We start from the raw sequence: 12771 nt of genomic DNA, 5'->3' as shown, positions 1-12771 counted from the left end.
ATCTCTGTTAGTGGCCCATGCCCATGCCGCCGTCGACCGGGATCACCGCGCCGGCGATGTAACTCGCGTCCTCCGAGGCCAGGAAGCTGACCACGCCGGCGACCTCGGCGGCGGTGCCGACGCGCTTGGCCGGGATGAAGTCCAGCGCGCCCTTTTGGATCCGCTCGTCGAGCGCGCGGGTCATCTCGGTGTCGATGTAGCCGGGCGCCACCACGTTCGCGGTGACGTTGGCCTTGGACAGCTCACGGGAGATGGAGCGGGCCATGCCGATCAACCCGGCTTTGGAGGCCGCGTAGTTGGCCTGGTTGCCGATGCCCCACATGCCCGAGACCGAGCCCACGTAGATGATCCGGCCGAACCGCTTGCGCTGCATGGTGCGCGAGGCCCGCTGGGTCACTCGGAAGGCTCCGGTCAGGTTCGCGTCGATGACCTTCTGGAACCTCTCCTCGGTCATCCGCATCAGGAACGCGTCGGCGGAGATGCCCGCGTTGGACACCAGCACCTCGACCGGGCCCTGATGCTCCTCGACCTCGGTGAAGGCGCGGTCGACGGCGTCGTTGTCGGTGACGTCGCACTCCACCGCGAACAGACCCTCGGGCGCACCCGAACCGCGGTGCGTGACGGCGACCTTGTGCCCGTCGGCGGCCAGGCGTTGCGCGATGGCCAGACCGATACCGCGGTTACCGCCGGTCACCAGCACCGAACGGGATACGAACGCGGGTCGACCGGTGGGGGCGGCTTCGACGGCAGCAGAGTCGCTCATGACGGTCAACTTAGTGCCTGACCGGCACCCGTCCGAAATCGCATCGCGTTCGCCGATCACGGCAGAAGCGCGGTCGGGGCGCTCAGCCGTGCCGCGTCACGGCCGGGGGGCGCACCGAACATCCGGCGGTACTCCCGGCTGAACTGGGTGGGGCTGTCGTAGCCGACGAGATGGCCCACCCCCGCGATGTCCCCGGCGCGCGACAGCAACAGGTTCCTGGCCTCCTGCAGCCTGATCTGCTTCTGGAACTGCAGTGGGCTCATCGCGGTGACGGCCCGGAAGTGGCGGTGGAATGCCGACGGACTCATCCCGGCCATCGACGCCAGCTCGGCAATGCGCAGCGGCTCGGCATAGTTCTCCCTAATCCAGCGGATGGTTCTGTTGACATGGGCGAGCCCGCTCCCCGCGCTGCCGATCTGACTCACCACCGCGGCGTGCGGCCCGGTCAGCAGTCGCCACAGGATCTCCCGCTCGATGAGCGGGGCCAGCACGTCGGCGTCCTGCGGATGGTCCAGCAGCCGCACCATCCGCAGGACCGCGTCGAGCAGATCGGGCCCGGCCGGACCGGTCGACATCGCCGGCGCCGATGGCGACGGCCGCGCGCCGCTGCGGGCCGCCAGCATCAGATCGGTGATCGCCAGCGGGCGCAACTCGATGCCGATTCCCAACGCCGGGGTGCGTGGATCGGCACCGATGAAGTGCCCACTGACCGGCAGCTCGGCGGTGACGACCAGGACGTCGCCCGCGCGGTACTCGAAGACCTGGTCGCCGAGATGCAGTCGTTTGGCGCCCTGGGCCATCACGACCAGCAAGGGCGCGGTCAGCGAGTACTCCGGTGCCGATCCGGTGGCGCGGGACAGCAGCAGACCACCGATGGCCGTCGACATGTCCGGTGTCGCGTGGGCGTCCACCAGCTCGCGCAGTTCGGTCAGCGCCTCGTCGGGCCGTCGCATGCGGTCCAGCCAACCACGGAACGCCTGATCCATCCATAGTGAGCAGGATCAGGCAAGAGCTTGGGCGTATCGGTCTACCGTTCACCGGCACCACGGCGTTGTATCGACAGTGTCCGATCCGACGCCACGAAGGAGAACAAAGATGACACTCGACCATTACGTCACGCTCGGCCGTTCCGGCCTGCGCGTGAGCCCATTCGCCCTGGGTGCCATGACATTCGGTGAGGATTCCGGTGGAGCCGGCTGCAGTGTCGCCGAGTCCGAGTCCATCATCACCAGCTACCTCGAGCGCGGCGGAAACTTCATCGACACCGCGAACTTCTACACCAACGGACACTCCGAGAAGATTCTCGGTGACTATTTCGCTGCGCGTCCCCATCGGCGGGATCGTGTCATCCTGGCGACCAAGTTCTTCACCAACATGTACCCGGGCGACCCCAACGGTGGGGGCGCCGGCAGACGGTCGATGGTGGCTCAACTCGAGGAGAGCCTGCGCCGGTTGCGCACAGACCACGTCGATCTGTACTGGCTGCACAACTGGGACCGGCACACACCGATCGAGGAGACCATGCGCACCCTCGACGATCTGGTCCGGGCTGGAAAGGTCCGCTACATCGGCTTCTCCAACATCCCCGCCTGGGTGACCGCCCAGGCGCAGACGATGGCGCTGCTCGCCCGCTGGACACCCCTGGTGGCGCTGCAGGTCGGCTACTCGCTGCTGAACCGCGCAGTGGAGGCCGAGATCGCCCCGCTGGCGTGGGACCAGGGCCTGGCGCTGGTGCCGTGGAGCCCGTTGCAGAACGGGTTCCTGTCAGGAAAATACCGGCGTGGGACGCACGTCACCGATTCTGCCCGGGCCGCCTTCGTCGGCGGTCCGACCGAGGCCGAGTTCACGGTGATCGATGCGGTCGCGGCCGTTGCCGAGGAACTCGACACCACCTCGGCCGCTGTGGCATTGGCGTGGCTGCGGGCCCGCCGCGGCACCGTCGTGCCGATCCTGGGAGCACGACGTCTCCAGCATCTGGAGACCAACCTCGCCGGCCTGGAGATCACCTTGACGCCCGATCAGCTGGAACGTCTCGACACGGTGTCCGCACCGCAACTGCAGGTTCCGGTGGCGCCCCAACTGCTGGCCGCGTTGCAGTTCGCCGGCGCGACGGTGGACGGACTGGCGTCGGTCGCCTATCCCCCGCTGGCCGAAGGCACCGCGCGGTACTAGCCGGGCAGGCGCCGGTTGAACAGCAGCGCCCCCAGCGCGGCGAGCGCCAGCAGAGCGGAACCGAGCCGGAGCCAGCCCACGCTGGCGTCGCCCTTGATGGTCTCGTAGCCGATCTGCTCCTGCAGGTCGGTGAAAACTTGCTTGAGTTGCTCGAGGCTGGATGCGGTGAACGCCTCGCCGCCGGACAGGTCGGCGATCTTCTTGAGCATCTCGTCGTCGACCGGGACCGGCTGGCGCTGGTCGTTGATCTCGACGTAGCCGTACGGGGTGCCGAACGACACCGTGGAGATCGGCACCCCTTGGTCCTTGGCGGTGCGCGCGGCGGTGTAGGCGCCCTTGGGGTTGTCCGGGTTGGACGGCACGGTCTCCTTGCCGTCGGACATCAGCACGATGCGCGCCGGTGGCGGTTCGTCGCCGCCGCCGATCACCGCGCCGACGGTGGCCACCGCCTGCAGTGCGGTGAAGATGCCCTCACCGGTGGCGGTGCGGTCGGCGAGCTGCAACTTGTCGATCGCGGTCTTGGTGGCCTCACGGTTGGTGGTCGGTGACACCAGCACCGTCGCGGTGCCCGCGTAGGCGATCAGGCCGAGGTTGATGCCCGGGGTCAGCTGGTCGGCGAACTGTTTGGCCGCTTCCTGCGCGGCGACCAGCCGGTTGGGGGCCACGTCGGTGGCCCGCATCGACTGCGAGACGTCGACGACGAGCATCACCACGGCCCGGTTGCGCGGGATCCGCACATCGTGGGTGGGCCCGGCCATCGCGATCGTGAACGACACCAGCGACAGGATCAGCAGCACCGCAGGCAGGTGCCGCAGCCGGCTGGGCCGTTTGGGCGCCACGCTCTCCAGCAGCTCCATGTTCGCAAAGCGCAGCATCCGCCGCTGGCGGGACAGCTGCATCACGACGTACAGCGCGATGATCCCGAGCACGACGAAGAAGAACAGGAAGAACCACGGATGTTCGAAACCTGAGAGCGACATCGGTCCGAGCAACGGTAAAGTCATGCGTCACTTGTCATTTCGTCGTTATCGGGATCGTCGGAGAAGTCATCACCGCGATGCGAGCGCACCGCGGCGCCGGCTCGCGACGAACCGGACCACGTCGGCGATCCAGTCCCGGTCGGTACGCAGGGTCAGCAGCGGGGCACCACAGCGGCGCAGGGTGCGTGCCACCTCGGCGCGGTGCGCCGCGGCGGCCCTGGCGAAGTCGGTGCGCAACTGCTCGTCGATGGTGAACTCGCGGGTGCGGCCGGTCTCGGTGTCCTGCAGCACGACATCACCCACGTCGGGCAACTCGATGTCCCGCGGGTCCAGGATCTCGATCCCGAGTACCTCGTGTCGGCCGGCGACGGCGCGCAGCGGACGCATCCAGTCGATCGGCCCGAGGAAATCGCTGATGATCACGGCCATGCCGCGGCGCCGCTCCGGCCGCCGCAGTGCGTCGATCGCCGCGGCGAGGTCACCGCGCACCCCCACCGGCGCGCGCGGGGTGGTGGCGATGGCCCGCAGCAGTTCCTGCTCGTGCATGCGGCCCGACAGCGCGGGCACGCGGCGGGTGGTCTCGCCGTTGGAGATGATCGCGCCGATCCGGTTGCCGCCGCCGCTGTTGAGGAATGCGATCGACGCGGCCGCAGCCACCGCCAGGTCGCGCTTCTCGCAGTTGGCGGTGCCGAAGTCCAGGCTGGCCGACATGTCGACCACCAGCCACGTCTCCAGCTCGCGGTCGGCGATCATCTGCCGGACGTGCGGATGGGTGGTGCGCGCGGTCACCGACCAGTCCATCCGCCGGACGTCGTCGCCGGGCTGGTAGACCCGCGACTCCCCCGGTTCGGATCCCGGGCCCGGCAGCAGCCCGAGGTGGTCACCGTGCAGCACACCGTCGAGCTTGCGGCGCACGGTGAGCTCGAGCTTGCGCAGCGCCGCGGTCAGCGCAGGGTCCCGGATCTCCCCGCGCTGCATCGACGGCAGGTCGACAGAGCGGCTTGAGCGGGTCACCAGGTCAGCGACCGCTCGCCGCGGCCGCCGCGGCCGGGACTACGGGCGGCACCGCATGCCCCTGCTGCGGAATCGCGTTCACCTGCGGCAGCGCGACTGTCTGCAGGATGCGGTTGACCACGGTCTCGGCGGAGATCTCGTCGGCCAGCGCGTCGTAGGTCAGCACCAGGCGGTGCCGCAGCACGTCCGGAATGATCTCGACGACGTCCTGCGGGATCACATAGTCGCGGCCGCGCACCAGGGCCAGCGCCCGGGACGCGGCGATGATGCCCAGCGACGCGCGCGGGGACGCGCCGTAGGCGATCCACGCCTTGGCGTCCGGCATGCCGAACTTCTCCGGTTCGCGGGTGGCGGTGACGATGCGCACCACGTAGTCGACCAGCGCGTGGTGGACGAAGGTGTTGGCGGCGACGTCCTGCAGGCGCAGCAGGTCACCGGTGTTGAGGATCGCCTTGGGCTCCGGCGGCTTCACGCCCATCCGGTAGATGATCTCGCGCTCTTCCTCCGGCGTCGGGTAGTCGACGTTGAGCTTGAACAGGAAGCGGTCACGCTGGGCCTCCGGCAGCTGGTAAACGCCTTCCTGCTCGATCGGGTTCTGGGTGGCCATCACCAGGAACGGGCTGGGTAGCGGGAAGGTCCTGCCGCCGATGGAGATCTTGCGCTCGGCCATCACCTCGAGCAGCGCGGACTGCACCTTGGCCGGCGCACGGTTGATCTCGTCGGCAAGCAGGAAGTTGGCCACCACGGGGCCGAGTTCGATGTCGAACTCTTCCTTGCCCTGCCGGTAGATGCGGGTGCCGACGATGTCGGTGGGCACCAGGTCGGGGGTGAACTGGATGCGGGCGAACGTCCCGCCGACCACCTTCGCGAAGGTCTCGACGGCGAGTGTCTTGGCCACGCCGGGGACGCCTTCGAGCAGCACGTGCCCCTTGGCCAGCAGCCCCACCAGCATCCGCTCGACGAGCAGGTCCTGGCCGACGATGATCCGCTTGACCTCGAAGATCGCCCGCTCCAGGGTGTGCACCTCGTTCTGCAGACCGCCGTTGGACTGCGCGGAACCGGACTGCGCAGGCGCGGCGTGCGCACCCGCGGAGTAGCCCTGTGCCGGGGCCTGTCCGGGATATCCTCCAGCGCCCTGCGGCGGTCCACTCGGTGAGGTCATCAACATTCCTTCCACATGCGCCGTACATGCTGGCCACTCGCGGCGCGGCCCGTGCTGGCCGCGCGCTCGCCGTCAACTATTCCAGGCGGTTGGAGATCCGTCGACGTCGCCCGTGCTGCTCAGCTTTAACTCAGGCCACACTCAGGATTCGATGATGCGGGCCACGTACGGCTGCAGGCCGGACATGCGCACGGGGCTGACGGTCACTTTGCCGGCACTACCCGAGGACTCCAGCATCTTGCCGCCGCCGAGGTAGATCGCGACGTGCTGGCTGCCGTTGGGACCCCAGAACAGCAGATCGCCGCGCTTGGCCTGCTGGACCGGGACCTTGCGGCCGGTGTTGTACTGATCGCCGGAGTACTTCGGGATCAGTACGCCCACGCCGGCGTAGGAGAACTGGGTGAAGCCGGAGCAGTCGTAGCCGACGGTGTTGGCGCCCGAGTCGATGCCGCGGCTGGGACCGTTGGGCTTACCGCCGCCCCACGAGTACGGGGTGCCGATCTGGGTGCCGCCGCGCCGGATCACGTACTCGATGGCCGCGGGCCCCCGAACGACGCCGGGGGCGACACCGGTTGCGTCCTTGGGCGCCAGCCCGATGGTCTGCAGGAACTTGCGGCCCAAGTCCATGGTCACCTGGGTGGCCTGGGCGGTGGCCGCCAGCGACGCGTTCGCGATCGCCAGCGGGTCGCCGGGCGCGCCGGCGCTGAAGATCTTCGGCAGGGTCGGGTCCCACTGCCCGCTGTCGGGTTGGGCGGTGGCCGGCGCGACAGCGCCTGCCAGCAGTGCGACGGCGGTTGCCACCGCGATGACGAAGCGACGCAGGGCGATCACCACTCGATCATTCGGGTCACGAACGGGGTCATCCCGCTGGTGCGCACCGGCGAGATCTTGACCACCGAACCGGTGTACGGGGCTTCCAGCATCTGGCCGTCGCCGAGGTACATCGCGACGTGCTGGCTGGCATTGGGGCCGTAGAAGATCATGTCGCCGCGGCGCATCTGCGACGACGGCACCTTGCGGCCTGCGTTGTACTGCGAGCCCGAGTAGTGGTCGAGCTTGATGCCGACGCCGGCGAACATGTAGAGCATCAGACCGGAGCAGTCGAAGCCGACCGTGTTCGCGCCGCGGTCGATTCCGCGGCTGGGGCCGGAGGCGTTACCGCCGCCCCACGAGTACGGCACACCCATCTGCGACATGCCGCGCTTGATCACGTACTCGGTGGCCTGCCTGCCGTACAGCGTCGGGATCGCACCGTTGGTGATGCCGGTCGGGGTCGGCAGCAGACCGATGCTCTGCAGGAACTTGCGGCCGAGATCCTGGGTGACCTTCAACGACGTCGTGATGATCTTGATGACCGCGTTGATGATCTGGATCGGATCGCCGCTGACGAACGCGCTCGGGATCTGGGGCAGCGTCATGTCCCAGGCGGTCTCGCGGTTGCCGGTCGCGGGGTCGACGTCCCAGTCGGCACTGCCGCCGCCCGGGGCGGGCGCCGCAGCCGACCCCGGCGCGGGCTTGGCCGCCCCCGCGGGCGCGGCGGCGGGTCCGGTGCCCGACGGGGCGGCCAGCGTCCTGGCCTCCTGCAGCTTGGCCTGCGCCTGCGCGCGCTCGGCGGTGAGCCGGTCGAGTTCGACCTGCTGGGACTTGAAGGTCTCCTGGGCGTTGGTCAGCGCGGCCACCGCGTCCTGCTGGCTGCCCTCGGCGGCCTTGACCGCGTCATCGGCCTGGCGCTGGGCCAGCCGGGCGGCGGACTCCCGGTTGACCTGTTCGGTGCGGGCCCGCTGCAGATCGGCCATCACCTTCTGCGAACTGATCGACAGCGCCTGCCCGGTCGCCGCGGTGCGCAGGATGTCCGACGGATCGGACGCGCTCAGATAGGAACTCGACGGTCCGCTGACATACATCGACGCGGCGAAGGTGTCGAACCGGTCCTGCGCGGCGGCGATCGCGGCGTTGGCGTCCTTGACGCGCTGCGCGCTGGCGTCGACCTCGAGCTTGGCGGCCTCTGCCTTTTCCCGGGCGTTCTGCACGTCGAGGATCGCCTTGTTGACGCTCTCCTGCTGCATCTGGATCTGCGCGCCGAGGTCCTGCAGTTTCTGATTGACGTTGGCGACGTCGGTCACCAGCGCGGCCAGGCCGCTCTGCTGGACAGGCTGCGCCAGGGCCAGGTTGGGCGCCAGGTTCGGCAGCGTGATGACCATGCCCATCGACATGCCCATAGCCAGCGACGCCGCGCACAGCCGCGAAGCGGAGGCGCTGCCGGGGGTGCGTCTCATTCGACTCGAATCTCCTCAGGCTCCACGCATAGGTGTCGGCACAGGGCCGGGCGCCCAAGCTCAGAAGTCACATCAGGAACAACCGCAACAACAGGCACCGATTGCACCGTACGTCACTTCTGACGCCAAAGAAACTTTAGCCACAAATTACAACAATGTAATTGCAATCGGTGTTATCAAATGGTGATCTTTGAATTTGCAGACGTAGCTGCGTGCGTCAGTCAGAGCTGGTGGAGGCACTATCGGCAGACGCATCGCGTTTGCCCCATTTCTGCAGCAGGCGGGTCGCGACGACGGCGAGAGCGACTGCGGAAACAACGACAATGGTGAATGGCGTCCACGGAAAGTGCGGGGCCGTCAACTCGCCCACGAAATTCTTCGACGACAGCACCGGATCCCCCGTCTTGGCCAGATCCTCGCCGGCCTCCAGGGTCACCCGGTCGAACTCCGGACTGTAGGTGCCGGCGAAGCTCGGGCTCAGCGCCAGCACCGTCGCGCCCGGGTTGTCGGCGCCGATCTCGGTGGCGACGTCGCGCAGCGGCGTGTGGATCGGCGGGTTCGCATCGACCACCACGATCTTGAGATCGATGCCCTGACTCTCGGCGTCCTCGACGACCTGCTCCAGTTGCGCCACCGCTTCGGGGTCCAGACCCCGGGCGCTGACACCCGTCGCAGCGACGTCGTCCCGCACGACGTCCATGCACACGTCGGGCGCGCCTGGCGCCGCCGGGTCGATGCCCACGGTCAGGCACAGCTCCGGCGGGATGTAGGTCGGCAGGAACGGCACGAAAAGCGGTCCGGTCACAGGCAAGCAGGCTAGCCGACGGCGCACACCCGGCCGCCACGACACGGACGCGACATTCTGGGTACCCGGCACAGGTGACAGCACGCCGACCCGGTGACGAGGCCCCGGCACCGACCTGGGGTTACTTACAGGACAAGCGTACTGTTAGGGTGACAAAGGCGCCGACACAGCCCGTCGCGGCCATGATCTGAATCCGGGAGTTGATGTGAGCAGCAAGAATTCATCCCTGAACTCGTTCGGGGCGAAGGACACGCTGAAGGTCGGAGACAACAGCTACGAGATCTACCGCCTCGACGCGGTCCCCGGTACCGACAAACTTCCCTACAGCCTCAAGGTGCTGGCCGAGAACCTGCTTCGCACCGAGGACGGCGCGAACATCACCAAGGAACACGTCGAGGCCATCGCCAACTGGGATCCCGAGGCCGATCCGAGCATCGAGATCCAGTTCACCCCGGCCCGGGTGATCATGCAGGACTTCACCGGCGTGCCGTGCATCGTCGACCTGGCCACCATGCGCGAGGCCGTCGGCGACCTCGGCGGCGACCCGCAGAAGGTCAACCCGCTGGCTCCTGCCGACCTGGTCATCGACCACTCCGTGATCGCCGATCTGTTCGGCACCGCCAACGCCTTCGAGCGCAACGTCGAGATCGAGTACGAGCGCAACGGCGAGCGCTACCAGTTCCTGCGCTGGGGCCAGGGCGCGTTCGACGACTTCAAGGTCGTCCCGCCCGGCACCGGCATCGTGCACCAGGTCAACATCGAATACCTGGCCAGCGTCGTGATGGAACGGGACGGGGTTGCCTACCCCGACACCTGTGTGGGCACCGACAGCCACACCACCATGGAGAACGGCCTCGGCGTACTCGGCTGGGGCGTCGGCGGCATCGAGGCCGAGGCGGCCATGTTGGGCCAGCCCGTGTCGATGCTCATCCCCCGCGTCGTCGGCTTCAAGCTCAGCGGCGAGCGCCGCCCGGGCGTCACCGCGACCGACGTCGTGCTCACCGTCACCGAGATGCTGCGCAAGCACGGCGTCGTCGGCAAGTTCGTCGAGTTCTACGGCGAAGGCGTGGCGGAGGTGCCGCTGGCCAACCGCGCCACCCTGGGCAACATGAGCCCCGAGTTCGGTTCCACCGCAGCGATCTTCCCGATCGACGAGGTGACCATCGATTACCTGCGGATGACCGGCCGCAGCGACGAGCAGCTCGCCCTCGTCGAGGCGTACGCCAAGGAACAGGGCATGTGGCACGACCCGAGCCGCGAACCCAAGTTCTCCGAGTACATCGAGCTGGACCTCTCCGACGTGGTGCCCTCGATCGCCGGGCCGAAGCGCCCGCAGGACCGCATCGCCCTCGACGACGCAAAGTCCGCCTTCCGCAAGGACATTCACAACTACGTCGAGAACGGCAATGCCGCGCCGCACTCGAACGTCGACGAGGCCGTCGACGAGACGTTCCCGGGCAGCGATCCGGTTGCGCTGTCCTTCGCCGACGAGGACTCGGTGGACGTGGTGTCGGCCGCCAACGGTGCCGAGGGCCGCCCACCAACCCGGTCACCGTGAAGTCCGACGAGCGCGGAGAGTTCGTCATCGACCACGGCGCCGTGGTGATCGCCGCGATCACCTCGTGCACCAACACCTCGAACCCGGAGGTGATGATCGGTGCGGCACTGCTGGCCAAGAACGCCGTCGAGAAGGGCCTGACCAGCAAGCCGTGGGTCAAGACGACCATGGCGCCCGGATCCCAGGTCGTCACCGACTACTACGACAAGGCGGGCCTGTGGCCGTACCTGGAGAAGCTGGGCTTCTACCTGGTGGGCTACGGCTGCACGACCTGCATCGGCAACAGCGGCCCGCTGCCCGAGGAGATCAGCAAGGCGATCAACGACAACGACCTGTCGGTGACCGCGGTGCTCTCCGGTAACCGCAACTTCGAGGGCCGGATCAACCCGGACGTGAAGATGAACTACCTGGCGTCGCCGCCGCTGGTGATCGCCTACGCGCTGGCCGGCAGCATGGACTTCGACTTCGAGAACGACTGCCTGGGCACCGACGAGAACGGCAACAAGGTGTTCCTCAAGGACATCTGGCCGTCGCAGAAGGACATCGACGACACCATCGCGTCGGCGATCAACACCGAGATGTTCAAGAAGAACTACGCCGACGTCTTCAAGGGCGACGACCGGTGGCGCAACCTGCCCACCCCCAGCGGAGACACATTCGAGTGGGCCGAGGACTCGACCTACGTGCGCAAGCCTCCGTACTTCGACGGGATGCCCGCCGAGCCGCAGCCGGTCACCGACATCACCGGCGCGCGGGTGTTGGCACTGCTGGGCGATTCGGTCACCACCGACCACATCTCCCCCGCAGGCAGCATCAAGCCGGGCACCCCGGCCGCGCAGTACCTGGACGAGCACGGTGTGGAGAAGAAGGACTACAACTCCTACGGATCGCGCCGCGGCAACCACGAGGTGATGATCCGGGGCACCTTCGCCAACATCCGGCTCAAGAACCAGCTGCTCGACGACGTGTCCGGCGGCTACACGCGCGACTTCACCCAGGATGACGCCCCGCAGGCGTTCATCTACGACGCCGCGCAGAACTACGCGAAGCAGGGCGTCCCGCTGGTCGTGCTCGGCGGCAAGGAGTACGGGTCGGGTTCATCGCGCGACTGGGCCGCCAAGGGCACCAGCCTGCTCGGTGTTCGTGCAGTCATCACCGAGTCCTTCGAGCGGATCCACCGGTCGAACCTGATCGGCATGGGCGTCATCCCGCTGCAGTTCCCCGAGGGTGAGTCGGCGGCGTCGCTGAAGCTCGACGGCACGGAGACGTTCGACATCACCGGCATCGAGGCGCTCAACGAGGGCAAGACCCCGAAGACGGTGCACGTGAAGGCCACCAAGGAGGGAAGCGACCCGATCGAGTTCGACGCGGTCGTGCGGATCGACACCCCCGGCGAAGCGGACTACTACCGCAACGGCGGCATCCTGCAGTACGTGTTGCGCAACATGCTCAAGACCACGTAGGGCGGGCTGATCTCACTGTGCCCCGGGTAACCGACGATCATCTGGCGGCCCGCCGCCGCCAGATCCTCGACGGTGCCCGGCGCTGCTTCGCGGAGTACGGATACAACGAGGCGACCGTGCGACGGCTCGAACAGACGATCGGGCTGTCGCGCGGCGCCATCTTCCACCATTTCCGCGACAAGGACACGCTGTTCTTCGAACTCGCCCGCGAGGACGCCGAACGGATGGCCGACGTCGCGGCGCGCGAGGGCCTGATCCAGGTGATGCGCGACATGCTCGCCGCGCCAGACCAATTCGACTGGCTGGCAACCCGGCTGGAGATCGCCCGCAAACTGCGGAACGACCCGACCTTCAGCCGGGGCTGGGCGGAGCGGTCCGCCGAATTGTCGGCGGCCACCACCGAGCGGCTCAGGCGCCAGAAACAGGCCGGCTGCGCGATGACGTCGAAGGCGACGTGCTGCGTACCTATCTGGAGCTGGTGCTCGACGGGCTGGTGGCCCGGCTGGCATCCGGCGACGACCCCGGAAAGCTCAGTGCCGTACTGGATTTGGTGGAGGATTCGGTCCGCCTACGGTAGG

Annotated in this window: 9 protein-coding genes and 3 pseudogenes; 4 read left to right on the top strand and 8 right to left on the bottom strand. The window is 67.8% G+C overall.

Annotated elements, in window-relative coordinates; translation table 11 throughout:
* Nucleotides 1-7: 7 nt before the first annotated feature.
* Together fabG1 and C6A87_RS12810 are read right to left on the bottom strand one after the other, a co-directional pair.
* Nucleotides 8-763 (bottom strand): 3-oxoacyl-ACP reductase FabG1, encoded by a 756-nt coding sequence (fabG1, locus tag C6A87_RS12815; RefSeq protein WP_311117552.1) that lies wholly within the window; start codon nucleotides 761-763, stop codon nucleotides 8-10.
* 56 nt (nucleotides 764-819) lie between these two features.
* On the bottom strand, nucleotides 820-1749 hold the full coding sequence (locus C6A87_RS12810) for an AraC family transcriptional regulator (protein WP_311117551.1): 930 nt from the start codon (nucleotides 1747-1749) through the stop codon (nucleotides 820-822).
* A 109-nt stretch (nucleotides 1750-1858) separates the two neighbouring features.
* Here C6A87_RS12810 and C6A87_RS12805 point away from each other — a divergent pair, with 109 nt between their 5' ends.
* Nucleotides 1859-2935, top strand: a complete 1077-nt coding sequence (locus tag C6A87_RS12805; RefSeq protein ID WP_311117550.1) for an aldo/keto reductase — start codon at nucleotides 1859-1861, stop codon at nucleotides 2933-2935.
* Here C6A87_RS12805 and C6A87_RS12800 read toward each other — a convergent pair.
* The 6 genes from C6A87_RS12800 to C6A87_RS12775 all read right to left on the bottom strand — a co-directional run bounded on the left by C6A87_RS12800 (nucleotide 2932) and on the right by C6A87_RS12775 (nucleotide 9172).
* Complete coding sequence (locus C6A87_RS12800) at nucleotides 2932-3939, bottom strand: VWA domain-containing protein (protein ID WP_311117549.1); 1008 nt, start codon at nucleotides 3937-3939, stop codon at nucleotides 2932-2934. The two genes, C6A87_RS12805 and C6A87_RS12800, sit on opposite strands and share 4 nt — an antisense overlap.
* A gap of 45 nt (nucleotides 3940-3984) precedes the next feature.
* Complete coding sequence (locus tag C6A87_RS12795; protein WP_311117915.1) at nucleotides 3985-4893, bottom strand: DUF58 domain-containing protein; 909 nt, start codon at nucleotides 4891-4893, stop codon at nucleotides 3985-3987.
* A gap of 40 nt (nucleotides 4894-4933) precedes the next feature.
* Nucleotides 4934-6091, bottom strand: a complete 1158-nt coding sequence (locus C6A87_RS12790; protein ID WP_311117548.1) for a MoxR family ATPase — start codon at nucleotides 6089-6091, stop codon at nucleotides 4934-4936.
* A gap of 141 nt (nucleotides 6092-6232) precedes the next feature.
* Nucleotides 6233-6919 carry an NlpC/P60 family peptidoglycan endopeptidase RipB gene (gene ripB, locus C6A87_RS12785; protein ID WP_311117914.1) on the bottom strand — a complete coding sequence of 229 codons (687 nt, stop codon included), beginning with the start codon at nucleotides 6917-6919 and terminating at the stop codon, nucleotides 6233-6235.
* Complete coding sequence (gene ripA / locus C6A87_RS12780; protein WP_311117547.1) at nucleotides 6919-8367, bottom strand: NlpC/P60 family peptidoglycan endopeptidase RipA; 1449 nt, start codon at nucleotides 8365-8367, stop codon at nucleotides 6919-6921. Before ripA ends, ripB begins: the two co-directional genes overlap by 1 nt.
* 217 nt (nucleotides 8368-8584) lie before the next feature.
* A complete protein-coding gene (locus C6A87_RS12775) occupies nucleotides 8585-9172 on the bottom strand; it encodes a DUF6676 family protein (RefSeq protein WP_311117546.1) in 588 nt (195 codons plus the stop codon).
* Between the two features lie 205 nt (nucleotides 9173-9377).
* On the opposite strand from C6A87_RS12775, the pseudogene C6A87_RS12770 reads away from it, so the two are divergent.
* From C6A87_RS12770 to C6A87_RS12760, 3 pseudogenes are all read left to right on the top strand, one after another.
* Nucleotides 9378-10560: pseudogene (locus tag C6A87_RS12770) on the top strand (aconitase family protein); the annotation flags it as partial.
* Between the two features lie 4 nt (nucleotides 10561-10564).
* Nucleotides 10565-12193: pseudogene (gene acnA / locus C6A87_RS12765) on the top strand (aconitate hydratase AcnA); the annotation flags it as partial.
* Between the two features lie 17 nt (nucleotides 12194-12210).
* Nucleotides 12211-12770, top strand: a pseudogene (locus C6A87_RS12760) (helix-turn-helix domain-containing protein).
* Nucleotide 12771: the final 1 nt, after the last annotated feature.

It is taken from the genome of Mycobacterium sp. ITM-2016-00317 (genome assembly GCF_002968295.1).
GTDB lineage: Bacteria > Actinomycetota > Actinomycetes > Mycobacteriales > Mycobacteriaceae > Mycobacterium.
Note: the sequence above shows the minus strand (reverse complement) of the source record. Positions and strands in the feature narration are given on the sequence as shown.